Origin of the sequence: Variovorax defluvii (assembly GCF_039541515.1) — a bacterium.
In the GTDB taxonomy this organism is placed as follows: Bacteria; Pseudomonadota; Gammaproteobacteria; order Burkholderiales; family Burkholderiaceae_C; genus Variovorax; species Variovorax defluvii.
On record NZ_BAABGJ010000081.1, the window covers coordinates 83,454 to 98,374 of the forward strand.

General features: G+C 69.1%; 14 protein-coding genes and 3 riboswitches. Of the genes, 5 read left to right on the forward strand and 9 right to left on the reverse strand.

Translation table 11 applies throughout. From position 1 onward, the window contains the following. Positions 1-5 precede the first annotated feature (5 nt). From ABEA07_RS25950 to ABEA07_RS25975, 6 genes are all read right to left on the reverse strand, one after another. The gene (locus ABEA07_RS25950; RefSeq protein WP_345542187.1) at positions 6-794 is read right to left on the reverse strand and encodes a DUF2145 domain-containing protein; all 789 of its coding nucleotides are present in this window, start codon (positions 792-794) and stop codon (positions 6-8) included. Between the two features lie 92 nt (positions 795-886). Then, a complete protein-coding gene (locus ABEA07_RS25955; RefSeq protein ID WP_345542189.1) occupies positions 887-1,345 on the reverse strand; it encodes a hypothetical protein in 459 nt (152 codons plus the stop codon). 50 nt (positions 1,346-1,395) lie between these two features. Continuing rightward, positions 1,396-1,881 (reverse strand): YiaA/YiaB family inner membrane protein, encoded by a 486-nt coding sequence (locus ABEA07_RS25960; RefSeq protein WP_345541527.1) that lies wholly within the window; start codon positions 1,879-1,881, stop codon positions 1,396-1,398. Positions 1,882-1,984: 103 nt separating this feature from the next. Then, on the reverse strand, positions 1,985-2,641 hold the full coding sequence (locus ABEA07_RS25965) for a phosphatase PAP2 family protein (protein WP_345541528.1): 657 nt from the start codon (positions 2,639-2,641) through the stop codon (positions 1,985-1,987). After that, the gene (locus ABEA07_RS25970; RefSeq protein ID WP_425584173.1) at positions 2,641-4,608 is read right to left on the reverse strand and encodes an MFS transporter; all 1,968 of its coding nucleotides are present in this window, start codon (positions 4,606-4,608) and stop codon (positions 2,641-2,643) included. The genes ABEA07_RS25965 and ABEA07_RS25970 overlap by 1 nt, the downstream gene beginning before the upstream one ends. Before the next feature lie 12 nt (positions 4,609-4,620). Beyond that, positions 4,621-5,460 carry a hypothetical protein gene (locus ABEA07_RS25975; protein ID WP_345541530.1) on the reverse strand — a complete coding sequence of 280 codons (840 nt, stop codon included), beginning with the start codon at positions 5,458-5,460 and terminating at the stop codon, positions 4,621-4,623. A 121-nt stretch (positions 5,461-5,581) separates the two neighbouring features. Between ABEA07_RS25975 and ABEA07_RS25980 the strand changes: the two genes are divergently transcribed. The 3 genes from ABEA07_RS25980 to ABEA07_RS25990 all read left to right on the forward strand — a co-directional run bounded on the left by ABEA07_RS25980 (position 5,582) and on the right by ABEA07_RS25990 (position 9,503). Next, positions 5,582-6,316 (forward strand): helix-turn-helix domain-containing protein, encoded by a 735-nt coding sequence (locus tag ABEA07_RS25980; RefSeq protein ID WP_345541531.1) that lies wholly within the window; start codon positions 5,582-5,584, stop codon positions 6,314-6,316. A 140-nt stretch (positions 6,317-6,456) separates the two neighbouring features. Then, positions 6,457-6,564, forward strand: a riboswitch (glycine riboswitch). A 78-nt stretch (positions 6,565-6,642) separates the two neighbouring features. Further along, entirely contained in the window at positions 6,643-7,890 is a 1,248-nt protein-coding gene (locus tag ABEA07_RS25985; protein ID WP_345541532.1) for an FAD-dependent oxidoreductase, read from the forward strand. 41 nt (positions 7,891-7,931) lie between these two features. Next, positions 7,932-8,035, forward strand: a riboswitch (glycine riboswitch). 4 nt (positions 8,036-8,039) lie between these two features. Continuing rightward, a riboswitch (glycine riboswitch) is annotated at positions 8,040-8,145 on the forward strand. 89 nt (positions 8,146-8,234) lie between these two features. Continuing rightward, positions 8,235-9,503 carry a D-amino acid dehydrogenase gene (locus ABEA07_RS25990; protein WP_345541534.1) on the forward strand — a complete coding sequence of 423 codons (1,269 nt, stop codon included), beginning with the start codon at positions 8,235-8,237 and terminating at the stop codon, positions 9,501-9,503. A gap of 18 nt (positions 9,504-9,521) precedes the next feature. Here ABEA07_RS25990 and ABEA07_RS25995 read toward each other — a convergent pair whose 3' ends face one another. Further along, positions 9,522-10,406 carry a LysR family transcriptional regulator gene (locus ABEA07_RS25995; protein WP_345541535.1) on the reverse strand — a complete coding sequence of 295 codons (885 nt, stop codon included), beginning with the start codon at positions 10,404-10,406 and terminating at the stop codon, positions 9,522-9,524. 113 nt (positions 10,407-10,519) lie between these two features. Here ABEA07_RS25995 and ABEA07_RS26000 point away from each other — a divergent pair, with 113 nt between their 5' ends. Both ABEA07_RS26000 and ABEA07_RS26005 read left to right on the forward strand, forming a co-directional pair. Next, entirely contained in the window at positions 10,520-11,503 is a 984-nt protein-coding gene (locus tag ABEA07_RS26000) for a tripartite tricarboxylate transporter substrate binding protein (protein ID WP_345541536.1), read from the forward strand. Positions 11,504-11,568: 65 nt separating this feature from the next. After that, positions 11,569-12,747, forward strand: coding sequence for a M20 aminoacylase family protein (locus ABEA07_RS26005; RefSeq protein WP_345541537.1), 1,179 nt, complete (start codon positions 11,569-11,571; stop codon positions 12,745-12,747). 97 nt (positions 12,748-12,844) lie between these two features. Here the strand turns inward: ABEA07_RS26005 and ABEA07_RS26010 are convergent, their stop codons facing one another. Together ABEA07_RS26010 and ABEA07_RS26015 are read right to left on the reverse strand one after the other, a co-directional pair. Then, a complete protein-coding gene (locus ABEA07_RS26010; protein ID WP_345541538.1) occupies positions 12,845-14,113 on the reverse strand; it encodes an FIST signal transduction protein in 1,269 nt (422 codons plus the stop codon). Positions 14,114-14,147: 34 nt separating this feature from the next. After that, complete coding sequence (locus ABEA07_RS26015) at positions 14,148-14,909, reverse strand: PhaM family polyhydroxyalkanoate granule multifunctional regulatory protein (RefSeq protein WP_345541539.1); 762 nt, start codon at positions 14,907-14,909, stop codon at positions 14,148-14,150. Positions 14,910-14,921: the final 12 nt, after the last annotated feature.

Consider the following 14,921-nt stretch of genomic DNA (forward strand, 5'->3'; position numbering starts at 1 on the left):
GCGAATCAAAGCCTGACCACCACCGGCGCAGACCCGAGACCCGCCCGAGGCATCCAACTGAACACCGAATCTACCGTCACGGTCTCGATGCGGTCGGAAAAGCGCTTCTCGTTGGGATGGTCGTCGAAGGCCACGTTGGCCGCGCTGATGCGGCCGCCCAAACGCGTGAGCGGGCCCAGCTTCAGGGTGGTGGGCTCGTAGCCCTTGAACTGCAGCCAGGCTTGTGCCTGCTCCCGGCTGCGGATGGTGCCGGGCTCCATCGCCGCCGCCAGCGTCTCGATGGCCCACTGGTTGGACTGCTGGTACTTGCGGCCCCAGGCATAGCTCACGAGGTTGTACGGCGCATGGTGCAGGCGGGTGATACGCGCAGGCTCGCCCTTCAGCATCTCCGCCAGTTGCGCCTGCACCGCCGGCGTCGGCACCACCCAGGCGGCTTCATAGCGCCAGAGGTCGTCGAGGAAGAAGTGGGCCAGACCCTGCCGGTAGATCGCTGCGACCGCGGTGCTGCACTGGTTCAGCTTGTGGACGACGCGCCAGGCGCCGGCATCGGTCTTGTAGGCCAGCCCCAGATGCGAGTAGCGCAGTCCGTGCTTGCTCAGGTCCTGCCCGGCGCGGGCCAGCACCACCACCCGCGCGCCGCTGGCGTCGAGTTGCTCGGCAGTGCGCTGCGCCAGCGCCAGGCCCTGGATGATGGAGGCCGGGTCCGGCTTGCGGTCTTCGCAGGAGCGGCCGGCATGGGCATTCATCGGGAACAGGAACAGCCCGGCCAGCACCACGGCCACCGTCGCCGCCATCATGTGCAGGAGAGCGCGCAGCCAGCGCCGCATGCGTGGCACGCGCCTGCGGTAGTCGGCTTCGTAGTCGCCGAAGTTGGTCTGCAGCCTCCTCACGACAGCCTCTCGTTGTAAAGCAGGGCGCGGCCGATCGCGTTGGGGACGAAAGCCAGGACTTCGCCGGCCGCCGACAGTACGACTCCGCTGCCGATCACGCTGACCGTGACCACGGTGCCGACCGCCACTGCGCTGCCGTGGACGGCGCGCCCCAGCACCTTGACGCTGGCCCGGGCACCGTCGACGGTGCGTTCGAGCAGGTAGACCGTGCCGTCCACGGAGGCTTCGATCGCGACCACCGTCAGCGCCGATCCGGCCACCGACAGCGCCGCCGGCACGGCCGCCGCGGCACTGGCTGCGCTCCCGGTCACCGACGCGGCGCCGACCACCGAGGCCACCGGCAGCATCGACAGCGCCGCCGAGGCCTCGCTCTGCGCCTGGGCCTGAAGCGGGGCGACCACGCCTCCCAGCGCGGCACACGCCGCGACCAGGGCCGTTGCGAAGGACGTCTTCATCTTCATGATGTGTTCTCCGGAAAGGTAGGGTTGGGAAAGGAATGGGGACTTCATTGCCCTTCGCCGGCTTCGGCGCGGGCGGCGCGGCGACCCTGCAGGTGTGCCTCGGCAAGATCGGCCTCGTGGCGGTCGCGCAGCGTCTTGGCCAACGTGAAGGCGGCGCTGATCAGGAACAGCCAGCTGACGCCGAGGAAGGCCTTGTAGGTCTCGCTGATCTCCATGCGCAGCAGGCCCCAGCCGGTCAGGCCCATGGCGGCGAAGAAGCCGCCCCAGACCACGAGCTTCCACATCGGGGTGTCGCCGGCGCCGGCGATGGCGCCGCGCTGGCCGTCGCGCACGAACTTGGCCAGCACGAAGGCGGCCGAGAGGCAGAACATGTAGCCCATCACCATGAAGGCCCGGTCCAGCGCCTGCCCAGGCAGCCAGGCCAGGCCCGTTGCGCAGAGGAAGACGGCCAGCCCGAAGGAGACCCAGACCTGGACTTGCCAGGCACGGGTGTCGCGCTGGATGAGGACGTTGGCAGAGGAGGGTTGCATGACTGCCTCGCGGCGTAGTGAAGGTGCGCGGATGATGGTTCGCGCTCCCTCGGCGAGGTTCAAATTGATGCACTGGTGGCAGCTACCGCCGCCCCAGGTATCCCTATTCGATACTGGCGCGCTGCTGCCGCCGCCGCAGGAGGTCGTCGCGCGTGAAGGGCCGCTCGATGCCGGCCAGGCGCACCGCGATCACGCTGAGAACGTCGTGCGTGGGGGCTGGCGTACCGGGCCGCAGGAAGGCCAACGGCGACGCGATGCTGATGAGCAGCAGGACCCAATGCAGCCGCGGAGGCGGCCGATGGTGCTGGCGCCAGAGGAACAGGCCGCTGACCGCCGCCCCCAGCGCGAAGCCGGCCGCCACTTCGGACTTGGAATGGGCAAAGATCGCCAGCCTGGACAGGCCGATCAGCACCGCGAAGGTCCAACCCAGCGTCGCAGCCGAAAAGCGCACGCGCGGCGCGCAATGCGCGGCGGTGAGCCAGAACGCGACCGGCCAGACGCTGGCCGCCAGCATGGTGTGCCCGCTGACGCCGGTGAAGTTGAGCGTGGCGCTGCCGATGCCCCAGCCCATGAAGGCGATCTTGGAAAGCGCCACCAGCGCGCCGGCGGTGCCGAACAGCACGAGCCATCGCCACGCGATCGGCCGCGTGACCGTCCGCACGCCAAGCCACACGGCGATCCACACCGCAGCGGGCAGCAGCAAGCCGCTGTCACCGAACCAGGTGATCGCGTACCAGAACGCCTCAGGCAGGGAATACATCAGGTCGGCTGGCTGCCCAGCAGCGCGCTCACGCGTTGCTGCAGGGCCTCCGGCTGCACCTCGGCTCGCGGCATCGCGGTGCCCACGCGCAGTCCGACCCGGCTGAAGAAGCCGCGCCGGAAGGGGCGCACCATCGCCACCTGCTCGCCGTCGCGGACTTCGATGCGGCTGAAATAGGAGCCCCAGAGGTTGGTCAGCGCCATCGGGACCACCGGCGGCTCGATCCCCTCGGCGCGCGCATCGTCGAGGATGCGCATCACGCCGCCCTTGAAAGCCTGCAGCTGGCCGTCGCGGGTGATCGCACCCTCGGGAAAGATGGCGAGCAGATCACCCTCGCGCAGCACTTGAACGGCCTGCGCGAAGGCCCGGGCGTAGGCCGTCGGGTCCTCCTTCTGCGGTGCGATCGGGATCGCCTTGGCGAGGCGGAACAACCAGCCGAGCACCGGCACGCGGAAGATGCGGTGATCCATGATGAAGCGGATCGGCCGCGGACTGGCGGCCATCAACAGGACCGCATCGATGAAGCTCACGTGGTTGCACACCAGCACCGCCGGTCCCTCGGCGGGGATGTGGTCCTCGCCCTCGACGTCGAAGCGGTAGACGAGATGCGTCAGCACCCAGGCCACGAAGCGCAGGAGGTACTCCGGCACGAGCATGAAGATGTAGAACGCCACCACCGCATTGGCGATGCCGGTGAACAGGAAGATCTGCGGAATCGTGAAGCCGGCCTGGAGCAGTGCCCCGGCGATCACGGCGCTGCCGATCATGAACAACGCATTGAGGATGTTGTTGGCCGCGATGATGCGCGCGCGATGCGTGGGCTGGCTGCGCAATTGGATCAGGGCGTACATGGGGACACTGTAGAGGCCGGCGAAGAGCGACAGCAGGCCCAGGTCGGCCATCACGCGCCAATGCGCCGGCAGCCCCACGAAGCCGGCGAGCCCCATCACGCCGGCCGGCGGCAGGGCACGGGACGCGAAGTAGAGGTCGATGGCGAACACGCTCATGCCGATCGCGCCCAGCGGCACGAGGCCGATCTCGACCTGGCGGCGGCTCAGCGTCTCGCACAGCAGCGACCCGATGCCGATACCGACGGAGAACACGACCAGCAGCAGCGAGGCGACCTGCTCGTTGCCGTGCAGCACCTCCTTGGCGAAGCTGGGGAACTGGCTGAGGAAGACAGCGCCGAAGAACCACATCCACGAGATGCCCAGCAGCGAACGGAACACCACCAGGTTGCCGTGCGCGAGGCGCAGGTTGCGCCAGGTCTCGCTCACCGGATTCCAGTTGATCACCAGGCTCGGGTCGGTCGCCGGCGCGGGCGGAATCGCCTGGGCCACGCCACGCCCGATCAGGGCCAGCAGCAGGCAGGCCACCGCCACGGTGGCGTGACCCACCTCCGGGAGGGCAACCAGCAGGCCGCCGGCCACCTGCCCCAGCAGGATCGCGACGAAGGTGCCCATCTCCACCATGCCATTGCCGCCGGTGAGTTCGCGCGCATCCAGCACCTGCGGCAGATAGGCGAACTTGACCGGCCCGAAAAGCGTGGAGTGCAGCCCCATCAGGAATACGCAGGCCAGCAGCAGCACCGCGTCGGCGCGCAGGAAGCCCCAGGCGGCCAGCGCCATGATCCCGATCTCGAGGTTCTTGACGAAGCGGATCATCTTCGTCTTGTCGTGCTTGTCGGTGAGCTGCCCCGCGGTAGCCGAGAACAGCAGGAACGGAAGAATGAACAGCGCACCGATCACCAGCCCCGCCATCGCCGGCGGCATCCAGGCCAGCTGCAGCTGGTACGTCACCATCACGGTGAAGGCGAACTTGAACAGGTTGTCGTTCGCCGCGCCGGCAAACTGGGTCCAGAAGAAAGGAGCGAAGCGCCGCTGTCCCAGCAGCGCGAATTGGTTGGCGTGATGCGCGCCCGCTTCGGGCGCGCCGGCCAACGTGGCGGCATCGGCGGGTATGGTCAATCGAGTGTCCCTTCAGGCCGTTACCGCGGCCGCGCCCGGATTGTGCCGCAGCGTCTCGCGCCCCATGGTCTGCAACGCATGCAGAACGGGCAGGGCCGCCAGCGACGCCGTCAGATGCTTCAGGCTATGGCCCGACACGAAGTGCTGCGTCGCTTCGTAGATGGCGTGATCACCGAGTTCGAACAGCTTGGCCAGGCCGTAGAAGAAGATCACCCAACCCAGGCGCAGCCCGATGGCGCCTTCCACGGGCTTGGAGACCGCCAGCACGAGCACCAGCGCCATGCCGCCGAACTGAACCAGGCCCCACGGCAGCACGTTGCCCGTCTGCTGGCTGACGGCCACCGCCAGCAGGCCACCGCCGAGCACGAACCAGGCGGCCGCCCACCCGGCCCGCGCACTGATCCGCTCGCACACGGCGCATCCGATCAGGCCGGCGAAGGCCACAGTCATTCCGGCGCGGTCGGCCGCCAGACGCAGCGCGTCAGGCTGCAGGTGGTAGAAGGCGGAGCCGGCCGCCGTGATGATCAGGCCGGCGAAGAACATCCAGGCACAGTCCAGCAGGTTGACAGGCGGCTGGGCGAGGAGCCGGTGCGGCACGGCGTTCTGGACATCCTCGTGCGTCCGGTCATGCCAGTGCAGCCAGCGCAGCCCCCACACCCCGAGCGCCGCGAAGGGCAGGTTGCTCAGCACGTCCATGGCATGCGGCAGGTTCTGCCAGCCACGGTCGTCGGCGAAGGTCGCGCCGCCCATGTCCCCGGGCGTGAGTCCGGGTCCGAACAACGCGGCCAGCAGCAATGCGAGAAAGAAGAACAACAGGGCACGCTCGCGACGGGACAAGGATGACAAGGACATTGCGGCTCCGGGGTGAGATGCGGTGCGGCGGAATGTAGGTTGTCATCGGCTCGGGAGGCATCGAGAATCGATACGGAGTACTTTCTCACGCCCATCGGTATCAAGAACCAATACCCGCCCCATGAGCACGACCGTCGATCTGATCCAGGCCCTCAAGAATGAACTCAAAACAGCCCGCATGACCTATGCGGACCTGGCCAAGTCGCTGAACATGGCCGAGTCGAGCGTCAAGCGCATGCTGGCCAAGGGCGACATGCCCTTGACACGCGTGGACGCGATCTGCCGCGCCCTGAAGATCGACTTTGCCGAACTGGCGCGGCGCGTCGCCGACGCCCAGCCCTTGCTCAAGGAACTCACGCTCGAGCAGGAAAAGGCGGTCGTCAAGGACAAGAAGCTGCTGCTGATGGCCATCTGTGTGCTGAGCCAATGGACGCTGGAGCAGATCGTAGCCGCCTACCGCATCACCGAGGCGGAATGCATCGGCTACCTGGCGCAACTGGACCGCATCGGCATCATCGAGCTGCGCCCACTCAACCGCTACCGGCTCAAGCTCGCCAAGACCTTCCGGTGGCGTCCGCACGGGCCGGTGATGGACTTCTTCCGCGAGAACGTGGTGCTCGACTACTACCGCGGCGGCTTCGACGGACCGGCCGAGGGCCTGCTGCTGGTGCATGGCTCGATCAGCAAGTCGCTGGCGCCGGCCTTCCTGGACCGTCTGCAGCGGGTTGCGCAGGACTTCGCCCAGCAGCATCAGACCGACCAGAAGCTTTCGTCCAAGGAGCGCGAGGGCTACACATTGCTTTTGGGGATGCGCAACTGGGAGTTCGAACTGTTCACGCGGCTGCGGCGCTCTTGACGAATGGCCAATGAAACCGGTTGCAGCTAGAATTGCGGGCTCGGCAGTCAAGCGGATGGCGCCGCCATCCCACCGCAGGCGCGAATCTCCCATGGACGCCGGCCGGTGAACCGCCACGGTTCATCCTCTGCCTCTTTCGTCAATCGCCGACTGGAGAGCCATCACCGCGGGTGATGCGCCGAAGGAGCAAATTCGCCGCGAGACCGCGACGGGTGAATCTCTCAGGCACCAAGGACAGGGGGAGCGGCAACCTGGAACCCGGGTCGGGGCGCCTGCATCCCAGGCCCCGCGTCCCGCCGTTCATGTCATCCCATAAGGATCAGGACATGCGCGTGCTCGTACTGGGCGCCGGACTGCTCGGCGTCACATCGGCCCACTACCTTCAGCAACTGGGCCATGAAGTGATCGTGGTCGACCGTCATGCCACACCGGCGGCCAAGGCCCGTGGCCTGGTCGAGACGACCCCGGACCCGGACGCCGCGCGCCTGCTGCAGCAGGTGGCGGCGCGCCAAGCGGAACACCTCGGCTGGCAAGCGTTGGGCCGCCATGTGCGCCGCCGCATCAACCGGGTTCTGGACGGCGCCTTCGGCCCGTCGTCGCACCAGAAGCCGCTCGAACACCTGGTGCGCTTCGGTGCCTACAGCCGCGCGAGCGCGCGCGCCCTGCGCGACGAGGTAGGTGTGCCCACCGGCGCGCGCGGCGCGGGCCTGTTGAGCCTGTACACCGACGAGCGCGCCTTCCAGAACCGGATGAGCGGCCAGCCCCGCTGGCATGCGCTGGGCTGCGAGGAACGACTGCTGTCGACCGCCGAAGCACTGGACCTGGAACCGGCCCTGCAGGCGACGCGTGTCGCGGTGGCCGGCGCCGCCCACGCGACCGACGACGCGGCCTCGCGCGATCCGGCTCAGTTCGCCGCCAGCCTGGTGTTCCTTTGCCGCGCGGCAGGTGTGCGTTTCCTGACGCGGCACCAGGTGCTCTCCATCGAGGAACGATCCGGCCGGGTCGACCACGTCGAGGCCCTGGACGCGTCCGGCCGCCGCGTCAGGCTCGAGGCGCAGGCCTACGTCCTGGCCCTGGGGGCCTCCAGCGTCGTCCACTCGGAGAAGCTGGGCATCCCGATGCCGCTCGACTTCCAACGGGAGTACATCCTGACCTTGCCGATCCTGGATGCCACGCGCGCGCCGCGCATGATGCTGCACGACCGGCAGGGCCGCCTGCACATCCGCCGTGTCGAGACGCCGGCGGGTGATGGCCTGCGCGTCTCCCGCTGCGTGCGCGCCCGCCGCGAGGACGAAGGCGAGCCCGATTCGGACCGTTTCGACGCGATGCTCCGGCGCGTCGAGGCCCTGCTGCCCGGCGCGGTCGACACGGGCCGCGCCGCTTTCGAGACTGCCACGCTGGCCGTCCCCCGCAACGGGCTTCCGATGATCGGCAAGACGCGGCTGCGCAACCTCTTCCTCAACACCGCACCGGGCTCGCGCAACTGGATCCGGGCCTGCGGCGCGGGCAAGTCGATCGCCCGAATCGTCAGCGGCCTGCGGCCCGAGGTCGAGTTCGCGTTCCGGCGCCAGTAGACACGCGACGCTTGGTGCTGAGGCCGGCGCCCCCTACAATCCGCCCCAATGCAGGAGAGCGGGCTGCCGGCAGGCGGCCCCACCGAAGGCGCAAACTCCCATAAACGCTCAGGTCGGCTCGCGCAAGCGGGCCTGTACTGCACCAACTGTCAAAGCCGTCTGGAGAGCCATCGCCCAGCGCGATGCACCGAAGGAGCAAGTCCGTTGCGGGCGCAGCGGATGAATCTCTCAGGTACCGAGGACAGGGGGAGCGGCAACTTGGACGCGCGGTCTGGTTGCTTGTTCTTCATCGCAGGCTTTCCGTTCCATCGCGTTCGAGCACCGCCACTTCGAAGGTTCTCGAAATGCATGTGATCGTTCTCGGCGCCGGCCTGCTCGGCGTCACCTCCGCTTACTACCTGCGCCAGCTCGGCCACGACGTGACCGTCATCGACCGGCAGGCCACCCCGGCCGCCGAAACCAGCTTCGCCAACGGCGGGCAGATCTCCGTCAGCCACGCCGAACCCTGGGCCAACCCGAGCGCACCGCTCAAGGTGTTGCAATGGCTGGGCAAGGAAGACGCGCCGCTGCTCTTCCGCCTGCGCGCGGACATGCGCCAGTGGCGCTGGGGCCTGTCCTTCCTGCGCGAATGCACACCGGCGCGCACCCGCCGCAACATCGAGCAGATCGTGCGCCTGGGCACCTACAGCCGCGCGCTGCTGCAGGAGCTGCGCAGCGACAAGCGCATCCAGTACGACCAGCGCATGCAGGGCATCCTGCACTTCTACACCACGCAGAAGGAGTTCGACGCCGCCCTGGCGCCGGCCGAGCAGATGCGCGCCTTGGGCTGCGAGCGCCGCGTGATATCGGCCGACGAAGCCGTGCAGATCGAACCGGCGCTCGCCCACATTCGCCCGCAGCTTGCCGGCGCCACCTACACGGCGGCGGACGAGTCGGGCGATGCCAACCGCTTCGTGCGCGAGCTGGAGGCGCTGGCTCGGGCGGACGGCGTGAAATTCCTGATGAGCCACACCGTCACCGCGCTGCGCGAAGCCGGCGGCGCGATCGACCATGTCGAGGCCACGGACAGCGAGGGCCGTTTCCAGCGGGTGCGCGGCGATGCCGTCGTGCTGGCGATGGGCTCCCTGTCGCCGCTCTACGCCGAACCGCTGGGCATCCGCCTGCCGATCTACCCGGCCAAGGGCTACTCGGTCACGCTCCCGGTCAAGGACTCTGCGAAGGCCTACCAGGTCTCGCTGACGGACGACGAGTACAAGCTCGTGTTCTCCCGCTACACCTCACCCAGCGGCGACCGCATGCGCATCGCCGGCACGGCCGAACTCAACGGCTACGACCGCGACCTCAACCGTGTGCGCTGCGAAGCCATCGTGCGGCGCGTCGAAGCGCTCTTCCCCGGCGCGGGCGACACCACGCAGGCCCAGTTCTGGACCGGACTGCGCCCCGCCACGCCGAGCAATGTCCCGTTGATCGGCCGCACCCGCCTGTCCAACCTGTTCCTCAACACCGGCCACGGCACCCTGGGCTGGACCCATGCCTGCGGCTCGGGCAAATCCATCGCACGCATCGTCAGCGGGCTGAAGCCCGAGGTCGACTTCGCTTTCGCCGGCGCCTGAGCCTGTACCGCCGCGCGTTCAATCGCGCATGAGCTCCTGCATCAGCGATCGCAGGATGCCCAGCGCCGGCGCTTCCGTGCGCCGGCGCAACGTGACCAGGCCGAAGCGCGCCACGCCATCCATCGGCGGATCCATCTTCAACTCGACCAGGTCCGCAGCCGCCGCGCGGATCGCCAGCAGCACCGCATCGCTGCGCCGCACCACCTCGACCAGGCTCGGGACTTCCTCGCACTGCACCGTCACGCAGCGGGCGGGGTGCGCCTCGGGCCCATAGGCCTCGACCAACGTGCGCGCGACCTCGTCGCTCAGCGGCGTGGAGGCGATCGGATAGCGCTGCACCGCCTCGAAGCGCACTGCCTTGCGCAGCCGCGTGAGCGGATGCCCGCGCCGGCACATGAAGGTGCCGCGCATCTCCCGCACCAGGCCCAGCGCGAGATCGGGTGCGGGCCTGAGTGAGCGCACATCCACCACCAGCGCATCGAGCAGGCGATCGCGCAACGACTGCGCCAGCATGTCGGTGCCGCCGCGTGCCACCGCGACACGCACCTTCGGGTGCCGCGTCGCCATGTGCATCAGGAAGGGTGTCATCAGCATCGCGCCCGGCCCGGAGCCCATGCCGATGCGGACCAGACCGCCCTCCCCCTCGCGCAGCTGCCGGCCGCTGTCGCGCAGTGCGTCGGCCTCGAACACCAGATGGCGCGCGCGCTCCAGCACTTCGCGCCCGAAGGCCGTGAGCTCGTTGCGGCGGCCGATGCGGTCGAACAGCGGCATGCCCAGTTCCTCTTCGAGCGCGCGAATGCTCCGGCTGAGCGCCGGCTGGGTCAGGTGCAGGGCCTGCGCGGACTGGCTGAAGGAGCCGGTCTGCGCGAGCGAGATCAGGTGCCTGAGCTGGACCAGCGTCATGGACGGGGCCTCCGAAAACATTGCATCGAACTCATGCTAATGCAGACAACAATGCATTGGACGTTGGGATTCACAACTCCTACGATTCGCGGCAACCCACCCCTGGAGCCCCGATGACCTCGCTCTTCCAACGCTCGCGCCTGCTGCTGGGCGGCCTGCTGATCGCCGCCGGTGCGGCGTCCGCCCAGACCTATCCATCCAAGCCGGTGACGCTCATGGTCCCCTACCCGGCCGGCGGACCCTCGGATGCGACGGGGCGCATTTTCACCGTGCCGCTGGGCAAGGAGCTCGGACAGCAGGTGCTGGTGGAAAACCTCGGCGGCGTCAGCGGCGCGCTGGCGGCGCAGAAGGTGCTCGCGGCACCGCCCGACGGCCATTACATCTTCCAGGGTTCTCCCAACGAAGTGATCCTCTCGCCGCTGGCCAATGCGGCCGTGAAGCTCAAGGCCGAGGACTTCCGCCTGGTGCACCCCGTGGCCGATGCGGTCATGGTCTTCGTGGCCCGCAAGGACCTGCCGGCCAACAGCGTCGACGAGCTGATCGCGCTGGCCCGCAAATCGCCCGACAAGCCCCTGAGCTACGGCAGCGTCGGCGTCGGCTCGCTCTACCACCTGCTCCTGGAGAAGGTGCAGCTGCAGACCGGCATCAAGCTCATGCACGCCCCCTACAAGGGCAATGCCCCGCTGCTGCAGGACCTGGGCGGCGGGCAGGTCGACTTCGCCGTGCTGGTGTACAGCGCCGCCATGGGTGCGCTGGCCGAGCAGGGCCGCCTCAAGGTGATCGGCCAGCTCGGCGCGCAGCGCTCGGAGCTGCTGAAAGACGTGCCCACCGTCAGCGAAGGCAAGGAGCTCAAGGACTTCGCCTACAAGACCTGGAGCGGTTTCATGGTGCCGAAGAACACGCCGGAGGAGGTGGTGCAGCGCCTGCACAAGGCGATCGGCGCGACCCTCAAGGATCCAGGCGTACGCACGCAACTGGCCGCCCAGACGCAGGTCGCCTCCGCGCCGATGACACTGGCCGAAGCGGCGAAGTTCTTCGAGACGGAGACCTCCCGTTATCGGGAGATCGCCAGGTCCATCAACCTGCAGCCGCAGTAAGCTGAACACATGAGCCGCAGGACCGTTTCCAAGGCGAATGCCGCGGCCGAAGGCGAGGTACCCCGATGAGCACGCTTCTCGATCAATTGCACGCGCAGGCCGACACCTTCATCGCATTGCGGCGCGACATCCACCAGCATCCGGAGCTGGGCTTCGACGAGCACCGCACCTCGGCGCTGGTTGCACAGCGTCTCGAATCCTGGGGCTACGAGGTCGAGCGCGGCCTCGGCGGCACCGGGGTGGTGGGCCGGCTGGTGCGCGGCCAGGGGCAGCGACGCCTCGGCCTGCGCGCCGACATGGACGCCCTGCCGATCGACGAGGCCACCGGCCTGCCCTACGCCAGCCGCCACGCCGGCGTGATGCATGCCTGCGGCCACGATGGCCACACCGCCATGTTGCTGGCCGCGGCCGAGCACCTGGCCGTGCGCGGCCGCTTCGACGGCACGTTGAACCTGATCTTCCAGCCGGCCGAGGAAGGCGGCGGCGGCGCGGTGCGGATGATGGAAGACGGCCTGTTCGACAAATACCCCTGCGACGCCATCTTCGCGATGCACAACATGCCCGGCATGCCGCAGGGGCGGCTGTACCTGCGCGACGGCCCGGCCATGGCCTCCTCCGACTACGCGACCGTGACCCTCACCGGGATCGGCGGCCACGGCGCCCTGCCCCACCGCACCGCCGACCCGATCGTGGCCGCGGCCAGCATCGTGATGGCGCTGCAGACGGTGGTGTCGCGCAACATCGACCCGCTCCAGATGGCCGTGGTGACGGTCGGCGCGGTGCACGCCGGCAAGGCCAACAACGTGATCCCCCAGACCGCCACGCTCGAACTCAGCGTGCGCGCGCTCGACCGCGAGGTGCGCAAGCGGCTGGAGGAACGCATCAGGTCGTTGATCGCGGCGCAGGCCGAGAGCTTTGGCGTGCGGGCGCAGGTCGACTGGCGGCCCGGCTATGCGGTACTGGTCAACACCAAGCCCGAAACCGACTTCGCCCGCCAGGTGGCCCTGGAGCTGCTCGGCCCCGAGCGCGTCACCCTGGAAGGTCCGGCCTTGCCGGGCAGCGAAGACTTCGCCTTCATGCTCGAGCGCGTCCCCGGCAGCTACCTGCTGATCGGCAACGGCGCCGGCGAGGGCGACGGCCACGGGGCCTGCATGGTCCACAACCCGGGCTACGACTTCCACGACGCCAACGTCGCGATCGGCGCGGCCTACTGGGTGCTGCTGGCCGAACGCTTTCTGAATTGAGTTCTCCCCCCGGGCTTCCCCACTTCGTGGGGTCCGCCGACCTCCTCCCCGGGGGCAACACCAGCGGCCCGGCAAAGTGTTCCACGATGACGTTTTTTCAGTCGTCGGCCGTGAAGACAGTGAGCACGCCGGTGTAGCCGTACAGGTGATGCCGCGCGATCTCGCCGGCGGCGAAGAAGCCGACCAGCGGCACGTCGCCCAGCGCATGGCGCACGATCTGCAACTCCGCGCCCGGCGCGCCGAAATGCGGTCCCCCGCGGCCCGAGCAACTGACGTACACCGCGCCCGCGATGCGCCGCGCCGGGTGCGGGGCGGCCTCCGCCTCACCGGCCGCGACCGCGCGTGCGGTCGCGAGGGTCTGCTCTTCCGGCTCCAGTTCCTCGCGCACTTCGGCGCAGATGCGCATCAGGTCGGCGCGCGCGGCCTGGGCGTTGCGCCGCACGAAGCTCATGCGCATGCCGGCCTCGGCCCGGTCCGCAATGGCGATGCCGCGGCGCGTGGGATCGAGCCCGATGATGTGCCGCACCAGCACGTCGGCACCCAGATCGCCGGTGCGCCGGATGCCGTCGCTGCCCGCATCGACCAGGCCGACCAGCGTGGCGCGCACCGCCTCGATGGCCTGGTGCGGCTCGGCGAGCGACACGCCCAACTCGGCCAGCAGCACTTCCAGTGCCGCTTCGCCATCGAGCTGGAGCAGCACGTTGCCCTCCACCTGCGTGATCACCCGCTCGCGCGACACCGGCTGGCAGCCTTGGGTGACGCGCGAGACCAGCCGCACGCCCTCGCCGAAGGCCACACCCGACATGCCGCCCGAAAACACGCCCCTCGCCGCGCCGTGGCCGCGGATGTTGCCGTTGCCGCCGATCGCGAACTGCAGGGCGCCGGCCCGACCCGAGGACAGGCCGCCGAAGAGGTAGCCGGTGTCGGTGCGCCCCGCCATCTCGGCGACCAGTTCAGCCAGGTCCGGCGTGGCGGGGTCGGCATGCACCAGCGCCGTGTGGGCCGAGAAGCCGCTCATTTCGGCGCCGGCCAGCGGCGCAACGCCGGAGAACACGCGGTACTGGTCGCTGGGCAGCTGGCACAACATGACGCTCAGGGCCGGCTCGTCGAAGTACTCCGCGTTGTTGGCCGCCACCCCGATGCCGACGGTGCCGGACCAATCGGTGATTTCGGGCAGCTCGGCGCCCAGGTGGTCCAGGATCTCCTGCGCGTCCGCTGCGTAGTGGTCCGTGATGTAGAGCAGGCCCAGCGTGGGCGCGTGCGCATAGTCCGGCAGGGCCAGTTGTGCCCGAAGCTGCGCGAGCACCAGCCCGGCCGCCATGCGCCATTGAGGGTGGGTGGCGTGGCCCGTCGGAAACAGCTTCATGGTCTCGTGCTCCCCGGCGTGGGTTGAAAGGGACTCAGCGCGTCCGCTTGCGCGGCGCTGTCTTCTTGGCCGCCGCGCGCCTGGCAGGCTCCTTCTGGGTGGCAGGGCGCGCCTTCGCAGGCGGGCTTGCCGCACCCATGGCCTGGCCCACCGCGTCCGCCAGCGGCTGGGCCACGGCGGGCATCTTCAGGCGCGAAGCATCCTGCAAAGCCGAGCTGGCGATCTGCTGGAACTGCTGGGTCAGCGCACCCCACCACTGCAAGGGGTCGACCACGCCGCCGGCGGCCGCCGCGTCCGGGCCGTTGGCCATGGCCGGCTTGGTCTTGGCGCCGCGCCTGGGCGCGGGTGCCGGGGCCGCCGGTTCCGATGCGGCCGCGGCCTCGGCCTCGAGTTCGGGTTCGGGTGCTGGAGGCGGTTCGGGCGCCGCAGCCCGAGGAGCGGGCGCTGCCGGAGCCGGGGCGGGTGCCGGCGCCGCCGGCCGGGTGAAGGCGTTCGCGAGATCCTCCATGCGCAGGTTCATGCCGCGCAGGGTCGACAACGTCATCTTCTGCACTTCGAGCGCCTGGATGGTGGCCTTGAGCGCATGGCCGTTCTGCTCGAGCCAGAACTGCACCGCCTTGAGTTCCTGGATGCGCTTGTCGACCTCCTCCACGCTCAGCGTCGGCGCGACCCAGCTCGACATCGTGGGCAGCCCGGGCGCGGCGCCGCTGCCGCCCGCCGCACCGCTCGCCAGGCTCTGCAGGAAATCGAAGCCCGGGACGAACTGGCTGAAAGCGAAGGGCTTGGCGTCACTCATGGGATCTCCTCG

Bases quoted from the DNA above. Each gene is read 5' to 3' on its own strand.
- ABEA07_RS25950 (WP_345542187.1), bottom strand. From the start codon at position 794: ATGGCGGCGACGGTGGCCGTGGTGCTGGCCGGGCTGTTCCTGTTCCCG.
- ABEA07_RS25955 (WP_345542189.1), bottom strand. From the start codon at position 1,345: ATGAAGACGTCCTTCGCAACGGCCCTGGTCGCGGCGTGTGCCGCGCTG.
- ABEA07_RS25960 (WP_345541527.1), bottom strand. From the start codon at position 1,881: ATGCAACCCTCCTCTGCCAACGTCCTCATCCAGCGCGACACCCGTGCC.
- ABEA07_RS25965 (WP_345541528.1), bottom strand. From the start codon at position 2,641: ATGTATTCCCTGCCTGAGGCGTTCTGGTACGCGATCACCTGGTTCGGT.
- ABEA07_RS25975 (WP_345541530.1), bottom strand. From the start codon at position 5,460: ATGTCCTTGTCATCCTTGTCCCGTCGCGAGCGTGCCCTGTTGTTCTTC.
- ABEA07_RS25980 (WP_345541531.1), top strand. From the start codon at position 5,582: ATGAGCACGACCGTCGATCTGATCCAGGCCCTCAAGAATGAACTCAAA.
- ABEA07_RS25985 (WP_345541532.1), top strand. From the start codon at position 6,643: ATGCGCGTGCTCGTACTGGGCGCCGGACTGCTCGGCGTCACATCGGCC.
- ABEA07_RS25990 (WP_345541534.1), top strand. From the start codon at position 8,235: ATGCATGTGATCGTTCTCGGCGCCGGCCTGCTCGGCGTCACCTCCGCT.
- ABEA07_RS25995 (WP_345541535.1), bottom strand. From the start codon at position 10,406: ATGACGCTGGTCCAGCTCAGGCACCTGATCTCGCTCGCGCAGACCGGC.
- ABEA07_RS26000 (WP_345541536.1), top strand. From the start codon at position 10,520: ATGACCTCGCTCTTCCAACGCTCGCGCCTGCTGCTGGGCGGCCTGCTG.
- ABEA07_RS26005 (WP_345541537.1), top strand. From the start codon at position 11,569: ATGAGCACGCTTCTCGATCAATTGCACGCGCAGGCCGACACCTTCATC.
- ABEA07_RS26010 (WP_345541538.1), bottom strand. From the start codon at position 14,113: ATGAAGCTGTTTCCGACGGGCCACGCCACCCACCCTCAATGGCGCATG.
- ABEA07_RS26015 (WP_345541539.1), bottom strand. From the start codon at position 14,909: ATGAGTGACGCCAAGCCCTTCGCTTTCAGCCAGTTCGTCCCGGGCTTC.